The organism is Nonomuraea sp. MG754425, from assembly GCF_021699195.1.
GTDB lineage: Bacteria > Actinomycetota > Actinomycetes > Streptosporangiales > Streptosporangiaceae > Nonomuraea.
Window position 1 is genome coordinate 10975 of record NZ_SSXE01000113.1, and the last position, 20631, is coordinate 31605.

Consider the following 20631-nt stretch of genomic DNA (forward strand, 5'->3'; position numbering starts at 1 on the left):
CCCGGGGGGCGGCTCAGCGGTAGCCCTTGGCGAGCACCGCCTCGGTGTCGCGGGTGATCCTGGCCGCCACCTCCGGCGCGAGCGCGGTGCGTGGCGGCCGGCAGGCTCCGCCCTTGCGCCCCGCCAGGTCCATCGACAACTTGATCGACTGCACGAACTCGGTCTTGGAGTCCCACCGCAGCAGCGGGTGCAGGTCGCGGTAGAGCGGCAGGGCCTTGGCGACGTCGCCCGCCACGGCCAGGCGGTACAGCTCGACCGTGGCCCGGGGGATCATGTTCGGGTACCCGGCGATCCAGCCGACCGCGCCCGCGAGGCCCAGCTCCAGCAGCACGTCGTCCGAGCCCACCAGCAGGTCGAGCCCGGGGGCCAGCTCGGCGATCTCGTACGCGCGGCGCACGTCCCCGGTGAACTCCTTGACCCCGACGATCAGCCCCTCGTGGTACAGCTCGGCCAGCAGCGCCGGCGTCAGATCCACCTTGGTGTCGATCGGGTTGTTGTAGGCCACGACCGGCAGGCCCACCGCGGCCACCTCGCGGTAGTGCCCGACGACGGCGTCGTGGTCGGCGCGGTAGGCGTTCGGCGGCAGCAGCAGCACCGACGACGCCCCCGCCTCGGCCGCCTGCTCGGCCCAGCGCCGCGACTCCGCGGCCCCGTACGCGGCCACGCCCGGCATGACGTGGAAGCCGTCGGGCGCGGCCTCGACCGCGGTGCGCACGACGCGGGCCCGCTCCTCGGCGGTCAGCGTCTGGTACTCGCCGAGCGAGCCGTTGGGGCACACGCCGTCGCAGCCGCCCTCGGCCAGGAAGCGCACGTGCTCGGCGTAGGCGTCGTAGTCGACGGACAGGTCGTCGGTGAAGGGCAGCGCGGTCGCGACGTGCACGCCGTGCCACACGGGGGCGGTCATACGTTCTTCTCCTTGGTCCAGTTCTCAAGTCCGCTCGCGTCGATGGGCAGCGCGGCGGAGAGGACCTCCGCGCCGTCCGCCGTCACCAGCAGGTCGTCCTCGATCCGCACGCCGATGCCGCGCAGTTCCGGCGGAACCGTGCGGTCGTGCGCGTGGAAGTACAGGCCGGGCTCGACGGTCAGCGCCATGCCGGGCGTCATCCGCGCCCCGTGGTAGGACTCGGGGCGGGAGCGCGCGCAGTCGTGCACGTCGAGGCCCAGGTGGTGGCCGATGCCGCAGATCAGGTAGCGGCGGTGGTGCTGGCCCGCGTCCGACAGGGCCTCGTCCACCGAGACCGGCAGCAGCCCCCAGTCGTGCAGGCCGCGCGCGATGACCTCCATGGCCGCGTGGTGGAAGGCGGTGAACGGGCGGCCCGGCCGCACCTGCGCCATCCCGGCGCGGTGCGCCCGCTCCACGAGGTCGTGCACCTGCCGCTGGACGGGGGTGAACGCGCCGGAGACCGGGAAGGTGCGGGTGACGTCGGCGGTGTAGTGGGAGCGGGTCTCCACGCCCATGTCGAGCAGCAGCACCTCGCCCTCGTTGACGGGGCCGTCGCAGCGCACCCAGTGCAGGGTGGGGGCGTGCGGCCCGGCGCCCACGATGGAGGCGTAGCCGGGGCCGTTGCCGTGGGTCCTGGCGTACCGGTCGAAGGTGCCCTGCAGCCAGCGCTCGCCCCCGCCGCCGATCGCGGCGGGCAGTTCGGCCAGGACGGCGGCGAAGCCCTCGACCGTGCGGTCCACGGCCTCGCGCAACTGCGCGATCTCCCACTCGTCCTTGATCATGCGCAGTTCGGCGAGCACCCGCCCGACGTCCTCGGGCAGCTCGCCGGGCGGCGGGCCGGGGAAGTCCGCCAGCGGCGCGACCTTGACGCCGAGCGCGGCCGACCACGCGGCGAGCGACGGCGACGGGCCGACCCACAGCTCGCCGTAGGCGGCGTCGGCGAAGAAGCCGATGTCGCCGGGCCGGGCGGGCGGCGGCAGGTACAGGGTGGCGGCGCCGTCGCCGACGACGGCCACCGCGTGCTCCACCGCGCAGCCGGTCAGCCAGTAGAAGTCGCTGTCGGCGCGGAAGTCGTAGGCGGTGTCGTTGCTGCGGGTCGGCGCGTGCCCGGCCGCCACGACGACGGTGCGTCCCGGCAGCGCCTCGGCGAGCCTGGCCCGGTGGGCGGCGGCGGCCCCGGCGGCGCCCGGGACGAGTTGCGGCTCGCGGACGGGGGAGTCCCAGCCCTGGGCGATGTACTCGGTGAACGCGGGGACCTCGGTGAGCCTGGGCGGCTTTCCGTCACTCATCGGGGAAGTCCTCCTCCCGTGTCGCGGACGAGCTTCGTCAGGCGGGCGAAGACGCGTTCGTCGCCGATGCCGTCGTGCTCGTACTCGTTGGTGACCCAGGCCTGGATGTTGCCGACCCTGGAGGCGGTCTCCAACTGCAGGCCCGAGTCGACGTACATGTCGTCGAAGTAGACGGCGGCGGCCACCGGCACCTCGTTGGCGGCCAGCCGGTCGAGGTCGTACAGCGGCGGCCAGTCGTCGCGCTCGGCGAGCGACTCGACGGCGCCGTGGAAGGGACGTAGCGCGCTGATCTCCTGGAACATCCAAGGGTAGATCATCTCGCCGGTGAACAGCAGCGGCCTGGCGTCCTCGGCGAAGGCGGGATGGGCCGCGCGCCCGCGTTGCGCCGCCCACGCGGTGGCGCCGCGGCCGGAGCCGTAGATGCTCTCCTGCAGTGCGGCGAACAGCGGGTTGTCGGCGTAGGAGGAGCGGGCCAGCACCTGGTGCAGGAACGTTTCCGGCAGCCCGTCCGACTCGTCGAGCAGCCAGTGCATGCGCTCGTAGCCGGGCTTCATGCCGAAGTCGATGCCCAGCGACTGCAGCCGCCGCACGGTCAGGGTGTCGCCGTCGGGCAGCCGTACGTCGCCGTCGGCCAGCCGGTCGGCCAGGCGGGCCGTCGTCTCGGCGTGCTGCGGGTAACGCCGGTAGAACTCGGCGTTCTTGGCCGCCACCCGCGGATACGTGCGGCGGTAGACCTCGGCGGCGTCCGGGTCCAGCGACGGCAGGCCGCCCGCCACATAGCAGGCGCTCAGCCCTTCCGGCGCGTTCGACAGGTACGTGAGCGTCAGGAAGCCGCCGTAGCTCTGCCCCAGCGTGGACCAGCGCCGGTCGCCGAAGACCGTCCGGCGCAGGTGCTCGGCGTCGGCCACGATCGAGTCCGCGCGGAAGTGCGCCAGGTGGGCGGCGCCGTCCCGCGCGGACAGGGCGCTCATCACCCGGCCGTCCACGCGCGAGCTGCGGCCGGTGCCCCGCTGGTCGAGCAGGATCACCCGGTACGTCTCCAGCGCCTGCCCCAGCCAGCCCGCCGTGCCGACCGGGCGGGGTCCCTTGCCGCCGGGCCCGCCCTGCAGATAGAGCAGGCACGGCAGGTCGTCCCCGTCGCGGACGGGGTCGACCAGCTCGCGGGCGAACACCGTGATCGTCTCGCCGCCGGGCTGCGACCAGTCGAGCGGCACCCGCTCGGCGTGATCGCGCACCCGCATCCCGGGGATCGTGTACGTGGCGGTGATCATGATCTCTCCCTCCTTCGGCGGTCCCACTCCGGATCGATGCGCGGCACGGCCGCCAGCAGCGCGCGCGTGTACGCGTCGCGCGGGTCGGCGAAGACCTGCTCCGTCGTCCCGAGCTCGACGATCCGGCCCTCGCTCATCACCGCGACCCGCTGCGCGATCTGCCGCACCACGGCCAGGTCGTGGGCGATGAACACGTAGCTGAAGCCGCTCTCGCGCTGCAGCCGCCGCAGCAGCTCGATCACCTGCGCCTGCACCGACACGTCCAGCGCGGAGACGGCCTCGTCGCAGATCACCAGCTTGGGGTTGACGGCCAGCGCGCGGGCGATGCCGATGCGCTGCGCCTGCCCGCCGGAGAACTGCGCGGGGTAGCGCAGCGAGTGGTCGGGGTCGAGCCCGACCCGCTCCATCAGCTCCTTGGCGTGCGCGCGGCGGCTGCCCCTGGGCGCGATGCCCTGGTAGACCAGCGGCGCCATGAGGATGCGCTCGACCGTGTGGCGGGGGTTGAGCGAGGAGAACGGGTCCTGGAAGACGACCTGGACGTTGGCGCGGAAACGGGCCAGCGCCGCGCCCTTGGCGTGCGTGACGTCCTCGCCCTCGAACTCCAGGGTGCCCTCGGTCGGGTCCATCAGCTTGGCGATCATGCGGGCGGTCGTGGACTTGCCGCTGCCGGACTCGCCGACGACGGCCAGCGTCTCGCCCAGCCGCACCTCGAAGCCGACCTGGTCCACGGCGGTGAACTCGGCCCTGGCGCCCAGCGGTCCGCGCGAGACGAACCGTTTGGTCAGGCCCTCGGCGCGCAGCAACGTCATGTCATCACCTCATCGTCGATGCGCGGGATGCTCTCCAGCAGCATCCGGGTGTATTCGTGCCCGGGTTCGGCGAAGATCTGCTCGGCGGTGCCGTACTCGACCTGTTCGCCGCGCCGCATGACCAGCACGCGGGTCGCGATCGAGCTGATCACGGCCAGGTCGTGGGTGATGAACACCATCCCGGTGCCGCTCTGGCCGCGCAGGTCGGCCAGCAGCCGCAGGATCTGCGCCTGCACGGTCACGTCCAGGGCCGTGGTCGGCTCGTCGGCGATGAGCAGCGCGGGCTCGCACACCAGCGCCATCGCGATCATGACCCGCTGCCGCTGCCCGCCGGAGAACTGGTGCGGGTAGTAGCCCGCCCGCAGCTCCGGCTCCGGCAGGCCCACCTGCCTGAGCGCCTCGACGACGACCCCGCGCGCGGCCCGGCGCGAGCCGCCGCGGTGCGCGCGGTACATCTCCTCGATCTGCAGGCCCACCGTGTAGTACGGGTTCAGCGACGACAGCGGATCCTGGAAGATCATCGACATCTGGTCACCGCGCAGCCCGCGCAGCTCCCGGTCGGGCCGGCCGAGCAGCTCGACGCCGTTCAGCCGGATGCTGCCGCTGGTACCGGCGCCCTTGGGCAGCAGCCCCATGACGGCCAGGCTGGTCATCGACTTGCCGGAGCCCGACTCGCCGACGATGCCGACCGTCTCGTCCCGGCCGACCGTGAACGACACGCCCTTGACCACGTCCACCGGCCCGCGCGTGGTCGGGAAGGTGACGGTGAGATCCTCCACGACTAGCAACTCGCTCATGGCGTCGTGATCCTCACTCTCGGGTCCAGCCTCGTGTAGACGAGGTCCACCACCACGTTCCCGACCACCACGAAGAACGCCGCCAGCAGCGTGACGGCCATGATGACCGGCTGGTCGTTCTTGGCGATCGAGTCGGCGGCCATCTTGCCGACCCCGTTCAGCCCGAACACGGTCTCGGTGATCAGCGCGCCGCCGAGCAGCGCGGCGAAGTCCATGCCGAAGATCGTCGCGATCGGCGTCAGCGCCGGTCGCAGCGCGTGCCTGCGCATGGTCAGCGCCGGGCTCAGGCCCTTCGACCTGGCCGTGCGCATGAAGTTCTCCGCCAGGGTGTCGATCACGTTGGCGCGGGTGAGCCGGGCGTACAGGCAGGCGTAGCCGGTGGCCAGCACGATCCACGGCATCAGGTACGACTGGAACCACACGACGGGGTCGTCCCCGAACGCCACGGCCTGCGGGAACGGCAGCACCTGCAACTGCACGACGAGCACGTACTGCAGGGCCAGCGCCAGCACGTAGTTGGGGACGCTGGAGCCGCCCAGGGCCAGGCCCATCGCGCCGCGGTCCCACCAGGTGCCCTCCTTGACCGCGCTGAGCAGGCCCGCCAGGATCCCGATGAGCAGCCACAACACCGCGGCGCCGATCGCGACGGTGGCACTGACCGGCAGCCGCTCGACCACCATGTCCCACACGGACTGGTTGGTCTGGAAGCTGTAGCCCAGGCACGGCGCCGCGCAGTGCACGAGGTTGGCGCCCTCGCCGTAGTCGCGCCCGGCGAAGATGCCGCCGAGGAAGCCGAAGAACTGGGTCAGGAACGGCAGGTTGAGCCCCAGCACGTCGCGGATCTGGTCGATGCGCTCCGGCGTGCACGTCTTCCCGCAGATCATCACCGCCGGGTCCGGCTGCAAGGTGAAGAACAGGACGAACGTGAACAGGCAGACCAGGAAGAGGATCACCACGACGCCGGCGAGGCGGCCGATCACGTAACGCGCCATCATGAGGCATCCCCCGCGTCGAAGGCGGCCCGGATCCGGTCGCCGAGCACCGTCAGCGACAGCACCGTGAGGAACAGGAACGCGCCGGGGATCACGAAGTACATCGGATCGACGGCGTACCAGCCGACCGAGCCGGCGATCATCTGACCCCACGACGGTGTGGGCGGCGTGACGCCGACGCCCAGGAACGACAGCCCCGCCTCGGTCCCGACGTAGCCGGGCACGGCCAGGGTGGTCATCACGATCAGGGAGCTGCGCAGGTTCGGCAGGATCTCCTTGAACACGAGCTGCCCGGTCGAGGCGCCCGAGGCCCGCGCGGCCTCGACGAACTCCCGGTTGACCAGCGTCAGCGTCTGCCCGCGCACCACCCGCGCCAGGTACGGCCAGCCGAACACGCTGATCACCACGACCAGCAGCACCGGCCGGTTGCCCTGCGGCAGCGCCGACAGGATCGCGATCATGAAGATGAGCGCGGGGAAGGCCATCAGGAAGTCCATGACCCGGCAGATCGCCTGGTCCACCCAGCCCTGGTAGAACCCGGCCAGCATGCCCAGCACCACGCCGAGCAGCGTGGTGAGCGTGGTGGCCGAGGCCGCGATGATCAGGGAGACGCGGGCCCCGTAGGCGATGCGGGCCAGGATGTCGCGGCCGTTCTGCGGCTCGACGCCCAGCAGGTGCTCGGCGCTGATGCCGCCGAGCGAGCCGTACGGCACCCCGCCCAGGTCGGTGTTGACCGCGGCCGTGTCGAAGTCGTTGGGGCCGTGCCCGGTGATCGCGCTGATCAGCGGCGCGCCGATCGCCATGAGCACGATCAGCGCGAGGTAGGCGCCGCTGATCACGGCGCCCCGATCACGCAGCAGCACGCGGAGAACGCGCCGGCCCGAGGTGGCGGGCGCGCCGCCCGCCACCTGCTCTGGATGCGCTGCGACCGTCATCTACTTCGTCGGCTCTGCCAGCCCGACGGAGACCAGGTCGACACCGCCGGAGAAGGAGTTGGACTGGTAGGCGCCCGCGATGTTCGAGCCGTTGACCAGGATCAGCTTCTCGTAGGCCAGCGGCACGACCGGGGCCAGCTCCATGATCTGCTTGTCCAGCTCGCCGTAGGCCGCGTTGGCCTGCGTGACGTCGGTCATCGCGGCGATCTCGTCGATCTTCGCGTTGACGTCCTTGTCGTTGATCTGGGCGAGGTTGGAGTTGCCCTTGGTGGTGATGTTACGGCCGTCGAACAGCGGCGGCAGGAACGTCGCCCCGGAGGCCCAGTCGGGGCACCAGCCGGTCACGGCCATGTCGGTCTGCTTGGCCGGGGTGCCGATGACCTCGTAGTACGTCGAGGTGTCGATGTTGTTGATCTTGACCTCGATGCCCACCTGCTTGAGCGCCTCCTGCACGGCGACCGAGACCGCCGCCATCTTCGGCTGCGCCCGGGTGTCCAGGCTCAGCGAGAACCCGCCCGACAGCCCGGCCTCGGCCAGGAGCTGCTTGGCCTTCTCGACGTCGTGCGGGTACGGGTCGTACTCCACCCGGCCGGCGACCGTGGGCGGCTGGATCGAGGTGCCCTTCTCCGCCAGCGTCGAGCCGCCCATCGCCGCGACGATGGTGTCCTTGTCGATCGCGTGGTTGATCGCCTGGCGCACCCGCACGTCGCTCAGGTACTTCTTGGTGGTGTTCATGCCCATGTACGTCGTGCAGCCGTTGAGCCCGGCCAGCGTGCGCGCCTTGAGCTGCGGCGCCTGCACCCGCGCGACGGTCGCCGCCTGGATGCTCGGGCCGACCGCGTTGGCGTCGGTGCCCTGACCGGCCAGCATGCGCTCGTCGATGGTCGCCGGGTCCAGGCCGAACGTCCACTCGAACGCGTCCGGCTTCGCCGTGCGCACGGTGTCGGTCTCGGCCTTCCATTGCGGGTTGCGCTCCAGCTTGAGCGACGCGTTGCGCTGGTAGGAGGCCACCTTGTACGGCCCGCTCGCGATCGGCTTGGTGTCGAACGCGGCCCCCGCCCCGGTGCCCTTGGGGAACGGGGTGAAGTTCGCCAGCGCCAGCGCGCTCGGGAAGTCGGCGAACGGCTTCTTCAGGTGCACGACGACCGTCTTGTCATCCGGCGTCTCGATCGTGTCGAGATCGCCCGACAGGTACGGTCCCTTGTAGTCCTTGGGCGCGTCGAGCAGCAGCTTGCCGTACGGCGAGCCGATCCCCGCCTCCGGGTCGAAGGCCCGCGAGAAGCCGAACTTGACCGCCTCGCTGGTGATGGGCGTGCCGTCCTCGAAGAAGATGTCGTCCTTCAGGGTGAACGTCCACGTCTTGGCGTCGTCGGAGGCCGTGCCCGTGTCGGTCGCGAGGTCGGCGACGATCTTCGTGCCCTCTTCGCCGGGGCCCGCGCCGAACGTCGTCAGCCCACGGTAGATGAGCCGGTAGAAGTTGTTCACGCCGCCGTCGAAGCCGCGGACCGGGTCCAGGTGGGAGAAGTCCGCGTTGGCCAGGACGTGCACCGTGCCGCCCGTCGCCGCGGTGGCCGCCGAGCCGGTCGCGCCGGTCGTGCCGGTGCCGCCGCCCGTGCCCTGGGCCCCGCCGCCCCCGCCGCACGCCGAGAGCGCCAGCACGGCGGTCATCGTGACGCTCGTGAGCGCCGCCGATCTCCTCATGTCGCCTTCTTTCCATGGGTCGTGTTCGGGGTCCTGACCCAGACCCGCATGGGTTCGGGTCCGCGGTTGCCCCAGAGGAAGTACGGGACGAAGGTCGCGGTGACCGTCGTCCCGGGAAGCGCCGGTTCCAGCGGCAGCTCCGGATAGAGCTCCGTGGCGGGCGGGGGAGCGACGCCGGCGGGCACGCCGAGCACGACGGCCCCGTCCGCGAGGGTGTCCCGCCGCTCGATGTTCGCGTTAACAATCTCGGGCACGCCGACGACCAGGTCGTCCACCGAGCTGCCCGCGCTGTCGTGCTGCTCCACGCAGTAGACCAGCGGGCCGCGCGCCAGGCTGAGCGCGCCCCTGGTGGCGTCGAGGTGGGGGTGCGAGCCGTGCGCCCGGACCGGCATAGGCAGCGTGAGGCGTACCTCGTCGCCCGCCGACCAGCGGCGCTCGACGGTCAGCCAGCCGTCCCGCGGCCGCTCGTCGAGGCGCTCGCCGTTGACGGTCACGCTCGCGCCGCGCGCCCAGCCGGGGATCCGCAGGACCAGCGCGTACGGCCCGTCCGGCGCGCGCTCGACGCTCAGCCGCACGTCGCCGTCCCAGGGGTAGGCGCTCTCCATCGCGAGGCTCAGCTCCGCGCCCTCGACGCGGGCCTCGGCGTAGGCGGCGACCAGCAGCGCGCCGTCCCGCTCGGCCGCCACGTAGTCGGCGAGCTGGGCCATCCAGCGCACGATGTTCGGCGGGCAGCACGGGCAGCCGAACCAGGCGCGGCGCAGCGGCTCGCCGCCGGGCTCCGCGCCGCTGCGCTGCTCGTGGTCGGGGCGGCGTTGCAGCGGGTTGTCGTAGAAGAACGCCCGGCCGTCCGCCGACAGGCCCACGGCGTAGGCGTTGTAGAGCACCCGCTCGAACACGTCGAGGTACTTGGCGCCGCCCGTGGCCAGGAACATCCGCCAGGCCCACTGCATGACGGCGATGGCCGCGCAGGTCTCGCTGTAGGAGCGCTCGGACGGCAGCTCGTACCGGTCGCCGATCGCCTCGTCGGAGTGCCGGCTGCCCAGCCCGCCCGTGACGTACAGCTTGCTCGCCACCATGTCGTCCCAGAGCCGCTCCAGCGCCTCGAACAGCGACCGGTCGCCGGTCTCCAGGAAGACGTCGGCCGCGCCGGCCGCCAGGTACGCCATGCGCACCGCGTGCCCGGTCACCGACGGCAGCTCGCGGAAGGGCAGGTGGTCCTGGAAGTAGTCGCCGGTGAAGATGCTGTGCTTGAGCTGCCCCGAGCCGCGCCGGTCGACGAACGCGCCGGCCAGGTCGAGGTAGGCGCGCAGGCCCGTCTCCCGGTACAGCTCGACGAGCGCCATCTCCACCTCGGGGTGCCCGCACACCCCCTCCTCCGCGAACCGCTGCACCACCAGGTCCGCGAAGCGCACCGCGACGCGCAGCAGCCGCTCGTCGCCCATCCGGCGCGCCGCGGCGACGGCGGCCTGGATGAGGTGGCCCAGGTTGTACAGCTCGTGCCCCCAGGACGGGTCCTCCCACGGCTTCTTGGGGGAGGCCGGGTCCTGGAAGTAGGAGTTGAGGTAACCGTCCTCGGCCTGCACCTGTTCGAGCAGGCCGACGACCTCCTCGTAGAAGTCCCGTACGGACTGCTCCGCGTGGCCGTCGCCGAGCTCGTAGGCCAGTCCCTCCAGGGTCTTGTACAGATCGGTGTCCAGGAACGGGTAGCGGCCCTGGAACGGCGCCGGGTCGTGATCGAGGAGGCGGCTCAGGTTGGCGACGTTGCCGGCCGCCCGGAGCTGCTCGATCGTGTGCGGGATCGTGGCCGTGCCGTTTCGGCGCTGCCAGTGGTGCAGCAGACCACCGGTGATGCGCACTCCGGGTAGCGGGCGCACGGCTCCGGCGGACGTGCGCACAGCTCCGGACAGCGGCTTGACCTGCTTAGACGTCATGAACCTTCCCAGTAATGTGTGGCATTGCACTGAACCATAGGTGTCTGGGAGGTGTGTTGCCAAGGGCTGCGGCGATGACGAAAAGAGAAAGTAACCGGTCCGGAATGTGGGACGACGGTCGCGCGACCGGCTATGGAGCCCGCCCGCCCCGGCGTCGGACGGGCATGAACTCCCGCCCGGCGCCTGATGGGTGCGGGCTTTCGTCTCGGTGCTGGGTGAGCGTGAGTTCCCGACGTCAGCGCTCGATGAGCGTGACCTCCAGGGAGTAGTGGGAGGCGCGGTAGACGTGCGAGCCGTGCTCGACGGCCCGGCCCTGGTCGTCGTAGGTGGTGCGGACCATCGTCAGCAGCGGCGCGCCCCGGCGCTCCGCCAGCAGCCGGGCCTCCGCCTGGCCCGCGGCCCGCGCGCCGATGCGCTGGTTGGCCACCCGCATCCGCACGCCCGCGCCGCGCAGCAGCTCGTACAGGCCGCGCCCTTCCAGGTCGGCGGTGCTGAGCGGGGCCAGCCCCTGCGGCAGCCAGTTGTGCAGCACCGCCAGCGGCTCCCCGGCCGCGAAACGCACCCGCTCCAGGTAGAGGATCCGGGTGCCGGGCTCGACGCCCAGGACGCGGGCGATCTCCTCCTCCGCCGGCCGCGGCTCCAGCGTCAGCACCTGCGTGGCCGGCTCCTGGCCCGCCCGGCGCAGGTCGTCGTAGAGGCTGGTCAGCTCGACCGAGCGCTTGACCTGCCCGTGCACCACCTGAGTGCCGACGCCCCGCTTGCGCACCAGCAGGCCCTTGTCGACCAGATACTGGATGGCCTGCCGGATCGTGGGCCGGGACAGGCCCAGTTTGTCGGCCAGCAGGATCTCGTTGTCCAGCCGCGAGCCCGGGGCCAGGTCGCCGCGGCGGATCGCCTCCGCGATCTGCTCGGCCACCTGGAAGTAGAGCGGCACGGGACTGGACCGGTCCAGGTCGATGGCCAGATTCGCGGTCATGCCGATCAGCTTAACCGAGGTCAGAATGTCCTGACAAATGAGTCAAGGCGTGTGGGGCGGGCACGCGTGCGGTAGGGATGCGGGCATGGATGTGACTTTCCTGCTCGACACCGCCACCGAGGCGGCCAGGGCCGTCGGCCCGCGGTTGCGCGCGGCCTTCAGGTCCCGGCCCGCGGTGTCGACCAAGCGTGACTTCCACGACCCCGTCACCGAGCACGACCGCGCGGCCGAGGAGACGATCCGCGCCGTCATCGACGCCCGCACCCCCTACAGCACGATCGTCGGGGAGGAGGGCGGCACGACCGGCAGCGGCGACCTCGTCTGGTACGTCGACCCCATCGACGGCACCGCCAACTTCGCCGCCGGACTGCCCTTCTTCTGCGTCTCCATCGCCGTCGCCCACCGCGGCGAACTCGTGGCCGGCATCGTCTACGACCCCGTACGCGAGGACGAGTTCACCGCCACCACCCAGGGCGCCTGGTGCAACGGCGACCCCCTGAGCAGCGCCGGGGCCACCCGCGACCGCGAGGCCATGCTGCTGTCGAGCTACCCGACCCCACGCGACCTCGACGTCGACGGCGAGCAGGCGCTGCGGCGCTACTCCCGTTTCGTCACGTCGTTCTCCGCCGTGCGCAAGCCCGGCAGCGCCGCGCTCAAGCTCGCGCACGTCGCCGCCGGCTGGGCCGACGCCGCCTACGGCACCCGCTCCAACCCGTGGGACGTGGCCGCCGGGGCGCTGCTGGTGCGCCGGGCGGGCGGCGTCTACCTGGGTGACCCCCTGGTCAAGGGCGACTACCTGGCGCACGTGGGCGGGTTCGACCTGAGCGCGTCGGTGCTGGCGGAGGTGGCTCCTCCGTGAGCCGGCCGGTGATCAGGCGAGCAGGCCGTCCAGGACCTCCGGGGCCAGGCCCAGTGCGGTGGTCATGCCGATGCCGGAGGTGACCGACACCACCCGCACGCCCGGCGCGGGCTCCGCGACCGGGAACGGCGGCCGGCCCGCCCCGTACATGATCTTCCGGGCGATGGAGGCGACCGGCGTGCGGGACGTCGGCCGCGTGCTGGTCGCCGGTGACACCGTGCGCGACCTGGAGGCCGGCACCAACGCCGGGGCGGCGATCGTGGCCGGGGCGCTCACCGGGGCGCAGGACGCGACCACGCTCGGCGGCGTCCGCCACACCCACCTGCTGCCCGGGGTCGCGGCCGTCCCGGCGCTGCTCGGCCTGGGCTGAACGGCTCCCGGCTGGTATGGACAACCGCCCTGTCAGGCGGCGCCGTCCAGGAGGTCCGCCAGTTCCGCCAGCGAGGTGATGCGGGGGAAGCCGGTGGCGGCGTCGCGGTGTTCCGGCGGGGTCGCGCCCGGCCGGTCGAGCCAGACCGAGCGCATGCCGGTCACCGCCGGGCCCGTCACGTCCTTGTCCACGTCGTCGCCCACCAGCAGCACCTCCCGCGGACGCAGCCCCAGCGCCGCGGCGGCCCCCGTGTAGCAGGCGGGGGAGGGCTTGAAGTGGCCGCCCAGCGTCTCGCCCGTCAGCACCGGCCCGACCCGCCCGGCCAGCCCGATCGCGCGGACCTTCGCCTCCTGCATGCGCTGCGAGCCGTTGGTCAGCACCCCGAGCCGGTACCCGCCCAGCCCCGCCACCGCCCGCGCGACGTCGGGGAAGGCGGTCCAGTGCCGCCGGTACCGGCCGGCGAAGTCGGCGTAGGCGGCGTCCACGTCGTCGGGGACCGGCACGGCCAGCTCCGCGCACAACCCGGCCAGCCGCAGCCGCCGCTGCTCCTGCACCGAGCACCGCCCCGCCTGCCACATCGCCAGGTACGGCCCCTCCAGCCCGGCCCAGATCGCGGCCGCCTCGCCCAGGCGCGGATGGCCGGGGAACCGGTCGGCGAGCCAGGCCGTGATGCCGGCGTCGGCCGCGCGGCGGTGGTCGAGCAGGGTGCCGTCGAGGTCGAACAGGATGCCCCTGATCCCGGTGAGCGGGCCGTCGCTCACCGGGCGGCGGCTTCGGCGGCGATGCGGGAGGCCGTCTCCCGTGGCGGGTAGCCCAGCGTCAGGCCGCGCACCGACAGGGCGGTGTGCGCGAACAGCGCCTCGGCGCTCTGCCTGAGCACGTAGTCGAGCGCGGGGGAGCGGGAGCGGTGCGCGTCGAGCGCCTGCGACTCCCGCTCGGCCAGCTCTCCCGGCAGCGCCTCGCGGTAGTCGGCGATCAGCGCGTCGAGGTCGAACAACTGCGCGTACCGCTCCGACGTGCCCGCCACCACCCGTACCAGCTCGCCGGGCACCCCGGCGGACAGCTCGGCCGGGACGTCGGCCGCCACCTCGGCACGGTAGACCAGATTCGTGCCGCCGCTCTTGGCGAACCAGCGCATCGCCTCGTCGGCGGGCAGCGTGAACGCCCCGTACGGCTTGCGCCCGTACAGCAGGGCCTCGGCGATCCAGCGGTCGCACCACAGCTCGTCGCGGTAGGGGGCCGGCGCGTGCGGATCGACGGCCAGCCCCTGGGCCAGCACCGGGTTCCAGGCCGACACCATCGGGCTGCTGAAGCGCGGCATGCGCGGGCCGCGCCAGTGGCTCAGCGGGTAGCCGTACCAGACGGTCACGACCTCGACCGTGCGCCGGGGCAGGGGACGCTCGTAGGTGCCGTTCATCACCTGGCCGCCGTCGGGATGCCGCCAGGGGCCGGGAGGGAGAGCGAGCTCCGCGGGGACAGGAGGAGTCCGGTAGTCGGGATGAAGTATCCACGCCTCCTTCACTGTGCCTCTGCCCTTCCGATTGCCATATGCATTCCGTGTCGGACCACTAGAGTGGCCATCGTGCAACACCCGTCACTCGGTTTCAATAGACCAGGTGTAAAGGCTGATATTTGTCATCGATGGTTGTGACAGACGTATGCAGTTAAGCGTTGTGGCGGCCCGGCTCTCCTCCCTGCGCACCGGGTCCCTGCTGTCGATGAAGTCCGCGGCGCAGGCCGCGGGGCTCAACACCTCCACGATCTTCCGGATCGAGCACGGGCTCGTCGCGCCGCGCGAGGCCACCGTGCGCACCCTCCTGGAGCTGTACGGCGAGGGCGAGCACGCCTCCCGGCTGCTGTCGCTGCTGCGCGAGGAGCGGGTGGCCGGCTGGTACGACGCCCCCGGCGTGCCGCTGGGCCTGTCGGCGTTCCTGGAGCTGGAGGACCAGGCGCAGATCATCTACACGTACTGCCCGCTGCAGGTGCCCCCGCTGCTGCAGACCCCCGCCTACGCCCTGTCGGCGGCGCTGGCCGCGCTGCCCGCCGGGGCCACCTACGATCGGGCCGCCCGCGCCGCCGATCTGGTCGCGTCCCGGCGGCGGGTGCTCGACCGGCAGCACGGGCCGAACCTGTGGGCCGTGCTCGACCGGACGGCGCTGCTCGACCCGCCGCTCGGCCGCCCCGAGGACCGGCACGCCCAGCTCGACGCGCTGACCATGGCCGCCAAGCAGCCGCACGTCGCCGTGCAGGTCGCCCGGCCCGTCATCGAGACCGGCTACCTCTACCAGGGGCCGCCGTTCACGCTGCTGCGCTTCCCCGAGCGCGACCGGCCGGACGTGCTCGTGCTGCACCTGCTGCACGCGCCGATCGTGATCGAGGACCGGCGGCGGGTCGAGGAGCACCAACAGGCGTTCGCGCGCCTGTCGTTGTCGGCGATGCCGGTGGAGAGCACGCCGGAGGTCCTGGACGGGATCCGCGCCACGCTGCCCGGCTGACCTCGCCGGTGGGGCGTCAGCGGTGCTGGCGGAACTCGCCGGCGCGGCTGACGTGCTCGATCATGACGCGTTCTGCCGTCTCGGCGTCGCCCGCCTCCAGCGCCGCCAGGATGGCCTCGTGCGCCTCCAGTTGCGCCCTGACCTGTGTCTCGTCCAGCCACAGGGACGCCTCGGCGGGCACCGGGAAGCTGTTGCGCACCGACCTGGCGTGCGCGCCCAGGAAGGCCGGGCCGCCGATGTCCACGATGGTCAGGTGGAAGCGCCGGCTCTGCTCGCCGAGCCGGTCGTGCCTGCCCTGCGCCGCGTCGTCGGCCATCGAGGCGTGCAGTTCCCGTAGGCCGGCCAGCTCGCCGGGGGTGATCCGGGCCGCCGCCAGCCGGGCGCCCAGGCCCTCGACGACCGCCCGCACCCCGTAGTACTCGGCCAGCGCCTCGTCGCCGAGGTCGATCACGGTCGCGCCGTGATGCGCCTCGTAGCTGATCAGCCGGTCTGTCTCCAGCCGGCGCAGCGCCTCGCGCACCGGCGTGACCGAGACGCCGAGGCGCTTGGCCACCTCGCCGGCCCGCAGCGCCGTTCCGCCGGGGATCCGCGCCGAGCGGATCTCGTCGAGCAGCACGCTGTAGACGTACTCGGCCTTGCTCATGGGCGGGCGCGGCTCGCTGGATGACATGGCTCAAGTGTCTCGCAGAACGGTCGCGACCTTGACCTATGACATATTTCTTATAAGTTACATAACCATGACGAGCCTGGACGGCCTGCGGGTCATCGACGCGGCGACGCTGTTCGCCGGTCCCTCCGCCGCCATGATGCTGGGCGACTTCGGCGCCGACGTGATCAAGATCGAGCACCCCCGCCGCGGCGACCCCTCGCGCGGGCACGGCGCGGCCGGCCTGTGGTGGAAGACGCTGTCGCGCAACAAGCGCGCCGCCGCCGTGGACCTGTCCAGGACGGAGGGGCAGGAGATCCTGCGCCGCCTGGCCGAGCGGTCCGACGTGCTGATCGAGAACTTCCGCCCCGGCACCCTCGAACGCTGGAACCTCGACCCCCAGGACCTCCTGGAGGTCAACCCGCGGCTGATCGTGGCGCGGATGACCGGATTCGGGCAGTTCGGGCCGATGGCCAAGCGGCCGGGGTTCGGCACGCTGGCCGAGGCCATGAGCGGTTTCGCGGCCATGACCGGGGAGCCCGACGGGCCGCCCACGCTGCCGCCACTGGCCCTGGCCGACGGCGTCGCCGGCCTGGCCATGTCGTACGCGATCATGCTCGCCCTGCACGCCCGCGCGGACACCGGCCGCGGCCAGGTCATCGACATGGCGATCATCGAGCCGATCCTGGGGCTGCTCGGGCCGCAGATGAGCGTCTACAAGGCGCTCGGGACCGTGCACCGGCGCACCGGCAACCGCTCCAGCAGCAACGCCCCGCGCAACACCTACCGCACCCGCGACGGCCGCTGGCTGGCCATCTCCACCAGCGCCCAGCCGATCGCCGAACGCGTGGTCACCCTCGTCGGACGGCCCGACCTGGTCGAGCAGCCCTGGTTCGCCAGCGGGCACGGCCGCGTCCAGCACGTGGACGAACTGGACGCGGCGGTCGCGACCTGGATCGCCGCGCGGGACGCCGACGAGGTCATCGCCAGGTTCGAGGAGGTGCAGGCCGCCGTCGCGCCCATCTACGACGTCACCGACCTCGCCGAGGATCCCCAGTACGCGGCGCTGAACACGTTCGTGGAGGTGCCCGACGACGAGTTCGGCACGGTCACCATGCAGAACGTCATGTTCCGCATGTCCGGGACGCCCGGCGAGATCAAGTGGGCGGGACGCACGCTCGGGCAGGACACCGACCAGGTGCTCGGCGAGCTGGACTACCCCGCCGAGCGGATCGCCGCGCTGCGCGCCGACGGGGTGATCGGGTGACCCGCCGGCTCCTCGTGACCTGGCTGTACGTGCCGGGCGACCGTCCCGACCGGTTCGCCAAGGCCGTGGCCTCCGGCGCCGACGTGGTCATCATCGACCTGGAGGACGCGGTCGCGCCCGCGCGCAAGGACGCGGCCAGGGAGAACGCGATCGCCTACCTGCGCGCCCGCCACGACGGCCGGCCGCCCACGGCGGGCGACGCGAACCCGGGCGCCGATCCGGGCGCGAACCCCGGTGCGACCCCGGGCGTGAATCCCGGTGCGGTCCTCGGTGTGGCCCCGGGTGTGAATCCCGGTGCGGCCCCCGGCCGGGATCCTGGTGCGGACCTCGGTGCCGACTTCGGTGTGCGGGTTCACGCCGGGCCCGGTGCGGGCGGGGGCGGGCCGGAGGTGCACGTGCGGGTCAACGACCCGGCCACCGCGCGCGGGCGCGCCGACCTGGCCGCCGTCGGGGACCTCGCCGACGCCGTGCGGCTGCCCAAGGTCGAGTCGGCGGCCGTGCTCGACGGGCTCGCCGGCGCGCCCGCGTACGCGCTGCTGGAGTCGGCGGCCGGGATCGTCGCCGCCCGCGAGATCGCCGCGCATCCCGAGGTGGCGGGCGTCGCGCTCGGCGAGCAGGACCTCGCGGCCGAGCTGTCCATCACCGACGAGCAGGCCATGAACCACCTGCGGCTCCAGGTCGTCCTGGCCGCCGCCGCGGCCGGGCTGCCCCCGGTGCCGATGTCGGTCTACCCGGACCTCAAGGACGAGGCCGGGCTGCTGGCCTCGTGCCGGGCGGGCCGCGCGCTCGGGCTGTTCGGCAGGACCGCGATCCATCCTGGCCAGCTCCCCGCGATCAGGCGGGCGTTCCGGCCGACGGAGGAGGAGGCGGCGCGGGCCGCCGAGATCGTGGCCGCCGCCGAGCGGGCCGAACGGGCGGGCGTCGGCGCGGTGGCGCTGCCCGACGGCCGCTTCGTGGACGTGCCGGTCGTCGCCAGGGCTCGCCGCACGGTGGACCTGGCCCGCCGTCTCGCCGACCCGCCCGGGTTCAACGGCTGAGCAGGTAACGCCGGGGCGTGGTGCCGACCGTACGGCGGAAGGCCGCCAGGAACGCGCTCGCCGTGGCGTACCCCACGCTGTGCGCCACCCGCGAGACCGGCTGCCCGTCGGCCAGCAGCGGCAGGGACGCGCGCAGCCGCACCTGGGTGCGCCAGCGGTCGAAGCTCATGCCCGTGTCACGCACGAACAGCCGGGTCAGCGTGCGCCTGCTCACGCCCGCCGCGCGGGCGTGCTCCTCCAGGCCGCGCGGGTCGGCGGGGTCGGCCAGCAGGGCCGCCGCCACTGCCTGGACCCGTTCGTCGGTGGGTTGCGGCACGTCGATGGGCCGGGTGGGCAGCGGGCGCAGCAGGTCGGGCAGCACGGCCTCGGCGCGCAGCCGCGCGTCGTCGGACAGGTCGGTGCGGGCCAGGTACTCGATCAGCTCGGCCAGCAGGCCGTCCACGCCGACCGCGGTGGGCTCGGGCCAGTCCAGCGGGCAGTGCTCCGGCGCCAGGTACGGGCTGCACAGCACGGCGTCGCGGGTCGCGCCGGTCGCGTGGGTGACACCCGCCGGCAGCCACAGCGCCCGGGTGGGTGGCAGGACCCAGTACACCCCGCCCACCTCGACGCTCAGGACGCCGCGCCGCGTCCAGGCGAGCTGGTGGTGGGTGTGGTGGTGCGGGGGGATCCACTCTCCCGAGGCCAGCGGGAAACGTCCGACGGTGATGGCGCCGATGTCCTCCATGCGACATAGTTTGGCCCCATCGCTAATTGTGGCCAAATCCGGCGAATCGTAACGTCATACCGGTGCCGATGATCCTGTTGTGCCTCGTCCAGTTCATGCTCGTGCTCGACGACACCGTCGTGAGCGTAGCCCTGCCCAGCATCCGCGATGAGCTGGGCTTCACCGCGTCCGGGCTGCCCTGGGTCGTCAACGCCTACTTCCTGGCCTTCGGCGGGCTGTTGCTGCTGTGCGGCCGGATGGCGGATCTGCTGGGCCGCCGCCGGATCTTCCTCGCCGGGGTGGCGCTGTTCGGGGTGGCCAGCCTGGCCTGCGGGCTGGCGCAGGAGCCGTGGCAGCTCGTGGCCGGCCGGTTCGTGCAGGGCGCGGGGTCGGCGATGGCCGGTCCGGCGGCGATGTCCATGATCACATTGATGTATCCGGGGCCGCGGGAGCGGGCCAGGGCGCTGGGCGTCTGGGGCGGCGTCGCGGCCCTGGGCGCGACGTCGGGCCTGGTGCTGTCGGGGGCGCTGACCGACCTGGCGTCCTGGCGCTGGATTTTCCTGGTCAACCTGCCGGTCGTCGCCGTTGCCCTGGCATCGGTGCCCCGCCTGATTCCCGAGTCCCGTGCCCCGGGCCGGCGCCGCCTCGACGTGACGGGCGCGGTCCTGGTCACCGGCGCCGCGGTGGCGCTGGTTCACGGGCTGCTGCGCGCCGGGGCGAACGGCTGGGGCGATCCGCTCGTCATCGGCGCCGTCTCGCTCTCCGTCGCGCTGGCGGTGGCCTTCCTGGTGGCCGAGTCGCGGGCGCAAGCGCCGCTGGTGCCGGGGGCGTTCCTGGCCTCGCGAACGCGGGCGGTCGCCAACGGGGCGACGCTGCTGTTCTCGATGGCGATGTACGCGCTGTCGTTCCTGCTGATGATCCAGTTGCAGACCGTCGTGGGATACCGCCCGCTCCTGGCCGGCCTCGCCTACCTGCCCTACGGGGCCGGCATCCTGGCGGGAATGTGGCTGTCCTCCCGCGTCCTGCTCAGGATCGGGACGCGCTGGACGCTCCTGCTCTCCTTCCTGGCCGACCTCGCCGGCCTGCTGCTGCTGTCCGGGGTGGCGGCGGGTGACTCCTACGCCGCCCACGTCCTGCCCGGCATGCTCGTCCTGAGCGTGGGCAACGGGCTGGGCCTGCCGGTCCTGGCCGTGGCGGCGGTGGACGGCACCACCGAGCGGGACGCCGGTCTCGGCTCGGCCCTGTTCACCTCGGTCCAGCAGATCGGCGGCGCGGTCGGGGTGGCCGTGCTGGCCGGGATGGGCTACTCGCGAGGGCTCACGGCGGGCGCGCTGTGCGTGGCCGTCGGCGCGGTGCTCGTCGTCGTGCTGCTGCCCTCGCGTACCGGCGGGCCGCGACAGTCGCGTGAGCGGGAAGGCGACGGCGCGCCGGCCGCCGCCCGGGGAGGGCCGGCCCCGTCGTCGGCTCCCTGACTCCTAGGACGGCCGGGCGGGCGGGATCCAGCGGGCCGCGAGTTCGACGTCGTCCGGCGGCGGGCCCGGCCGTCCTAGGAGTCAGGGAGCCGACGACGGGGCCGGCCCTCCCCGGGCGGCGGCCGGCGCGCCGTCGCC

General features: G+C 72.8%; 20 protein-coding genes. 6 read left to right on the forward strand and 14 right to left on the reverse strand.

The window, feature by feature from the left end; translation table 11 throughout:
* Positions 1-13: 13 nt before the first annotated feature.
* From FAF44_RS32895 to FAF44_RS32950, 10 genes are all read right to left on the reverse strand, one after another.
* Positions 14-904, reverse strand: a complete 891-nt coding sequence (locus FAF44_RS32895) for a dihydrodipicolinate synthase family protein (RefSeq protein ID WP_237107227.1) — start codon at positions 902-904, stop codon at positions 14-16.
* Positions 901-2232 carry an aminopeptidase P family protein gene (locus FAF44_RS32900; protein ID WP_237107228.1) on the reverse strand — a complete coding sequence of 444 codons (1332 nt, stop codon included), beginning with the start codon at positions 2230-2232 and terminating at the stop codon, positions 901-903. Before FAF44_RS32900 ends, FAF44_RS32895 begins: the two co-directional genes overlap by 4 nt.
* Positions 2229-3503, reverse strand: a complete 1275-nt coding sequence (locus tag FAF44_RS32905; protein ID WP_237107229.1) for an alpha/beta fold hydrolase — start codon at positions 3501-3503, stop codon at positions 2229-2231. The genes FAF44_RS32900 and FAF44_RS32905 overlap by 4 nt, the downstream gene beginning before the upstream one ends.
* Positions 3500-4312 carry an ATP-binding cassette domain-containing protein gene (locus FAF44_RS55120; protein ID WP_272895346.1) on the reverse strand — a complete coding sequence of 271 codons (813 nt, stop codon included), beginning with the start codon at positions 4310-4312 and terminating at the stop codon, positions 3500-3502. Before FAF44_RS55120 ends, FAF44_RS32905 begins: the two co-directional genes overlap by 4 nt.
* The gene (locus FAF44_RS32925) at positions 4309-5109 is read right to left on the reverse strand and encodes an ABC transporter ATP-binding protein (protein ID WP_237107230.1); all 801 of its coding nucleotides are present in this window, start codon (positions 5107-5109) and stop codon (positions 4309-4311) included. The genes FAF44_RS55120 and FAF44_RS32925 overlap by 4 nt, the downstream gene beginning before the upstream one ends.
* On the reverse strand, positions 5106-6104 hold the full coding sequence (locus FAF44_RS32930; protein WP_237107231.1) for an ABC transporter permease: 999 nt from the start codon (positions 6102-6104) through the stop codon (positions 5106-5108). The genes FAF44_RS32925 and FAF44_RS32930 overlap by 4 nt, the downstream gene beginning before the upstream one ends.
* Positions 6101-7036 carry an ABC transporter permease gene (locus FAF44_RS32935; protein ID WP_237107232.1) on the reverse strand — a complete coding sequence of 312 codons (936 nt, stop codon included), beginning with the start codon at positions 7034-7036 and terminating at the stop codon, positions 6101-6103. Before FAF44_RS32935 ends, FAF44_RS32930 begins: the two co-directional genes overlap by 4 nt.
* Positions 7037-8737: an ABC transporter substrate-binding protein gene (locus FAF44_RS32940; RefSeq protein ID WP_237107233.1), complete on the reverse strand. Its 1701-nt coding sequence runs from the start codon at positions 8735-8737 to the stop codon at positions 7037-7039.
* Positions 8734-10668, reverse strand: coding sequence for a glycoside hydrolase family 127 protein (locus FAF44_RS32945; RefSeq protein WP_237107234.1), 1935 nt, complete (start codon positions 10666-10668; stop codon positions 8734-8736). Before FAF44_RS32945 ends, FAF44_RS32940 begins: the two co-directional genes overlap by 4 nt.
* Positions 10669-10903: 235 nt before the next feature.
* Positions 10904-11644, reverse strand: coding sequence for a GntR family transcriptional regulator (locus FAF44_RS32950; protein WP_237107235.1), 741 nt, complete (start codon positions 11642-11644; stop codon positions 10904-10906).
* A gap of 85 nt (positions 11645-11729) precedes the next feature.
* On the opposite strand from FAF44_RS32950, the gene FAF44_RS32955 reads away from it, so the two are divergent.
* Together FAF44_RS32955 and FAF44_RS32960 are read left to right on the forward strand one after the other, a co-directional pair.
* Positions 11730-12503: an inositol monophosphatase family protein gene (locus FAF44_RS32955; RefSeq protein WP_237107236.1), complete on the forward strand. Its 774-nt coding sequence runs from the start codon at positions 11730-11732 to the stop codon at positions 12501-12503.
* 64 nt (positions 12504-12567) lie between these two features.
* Entirely contained in the window at positions 12568-12873 is a 306-nt protein-coding gene (locus FAF44_RS32960) for an HAD hydrolase-like protein (protein WP_237107237.1), read from the forward strand.
* A gap of 32 nt (positions 12874-12905) precedes the next feature.
* On the opposite strand, the gene FAF44_RS32965 is transcribed toward FAF44_RS32960, so the two are convergent.
* Together FAF44_RS32965 and FAF44_RS32970 are read right to left on the reverse strand one after the other, a co-directional pair.
* Complete coding sequence (locus FAF44_RS32965; RefSeq protein ID WP_237107238.1) at positions 12906-13634, reverse strand: HAD family hydrolase; 729 nt, start codon at positions 13632-13634, stop codon at positions 12906-12908.
* The gene (locus FAF44_RS32970; protein WP_237107239.1) at positions 13631-14290 is read right to left on the reverse strand and encodes a hypothetical protein; all 660 of its coding nucleotides are present in this window, start codon (positions 14288-14290) and stop codon (positions 13631-13633) included. The genes FAF44_RS32965 and FAF44_RS32970 overlap by 4 nt, the downstream gene beginning before the upstream one ends.
* Positions 14291-14531: 241 nt before the next feature.
* Between FAF44_RS32970 and FAF44_RS32975 the strand changes: the two genes are divergently transcribed.
* Entirely contained in the window at positions 14532-15368 is an 837-nt protein-coding gene (locus FAF44_RS32975) for a Scr1 family TA system antitoxin-like transcriptional regulator (RefSeq protein WP_237107240.1), read from the forward strand.
* Positions 15369-15384: 16 nt separating this feature from the next.
* Here FAF44_RS32975 and FAF44_RS32980 read toward each other — a convergent pair whose 3' ends face one another.
* Positions 15385-16038: a GntR family transcriptional regulator gene (locus FAF44_RS32980; protein ID WP_237107241.1), complete on the reverse strand. Its 654-nt coding sequence runs from the start codon at positions 16036-16038 to the stop codon at positions 15385-15387.
* Between the two features lie 67 nt (positions 16039-16105).
* Between FAF44_RS32980 and FAF44_RS32985 the strand changes: the two genes are divergently transcribed.
* Both FAF44_RS32985 and FAF44_RS55125 read left to right on the forward strand, forming a co-directional pair.
* Positions 16106-17281: a CaiB/BaiF CoA-transferase family protein gene (locus FAF44_RS32985; protein ID WP_237107242.1), complete on the forward strand. Its 1176-nt coding sequence runs from the start codon at positions 16106-16108 to the stop codon at positions 17279-17281.
* Complete coding sequence (locus FAF44_RS55125) at positions 17278-18318, forward strand: aldolase/citrate lyase family protein (RefSeq protein ID WP_308193423.1); 1041 nt, start codon at positions 17278-17280, stop codon at positions 18316-18318. The genes FAF44_RS32985 and FAF44_RS55125 overlap by 4 nt, the downstream gene beginning before the upstream one ends.
* Here FAF44_RS55125 and FAF44_RS33000 read toward each other — a convergent pair.
* Complete coding sequence (locus FAF44_RS33000; RefSeq protein ID WP_237107243.1) at positions 18308-19042, reverse strand: helix-turn-helix transcriptional regulator; 735 nt, start codon at positions 19040-19042, stop codon at positions 18308-18310. The genes FAF44_RS55125 and FAF44_RS33000 overlap by 11 nt on opposite strands.
* Positions 19043-19110: 68 nt before the next feature.
* On the opposite strand from FAF44_RS33000, the gene FAF44_RS33005 reads away from it, so the two are divergent.
* The gene (locus FAF44_RS33005) at positions 19111-20493 is read left to right on the forward strand and encodes an MFS transporter (protein WP_237107246.1); all 1383 of its coding nucleotides are present in this window, start codon (positions 19111-19113) and stop codon (positions 20491-20493) included.
* Positions 20494-20631 lie beyond the last annotated feature (138 nt).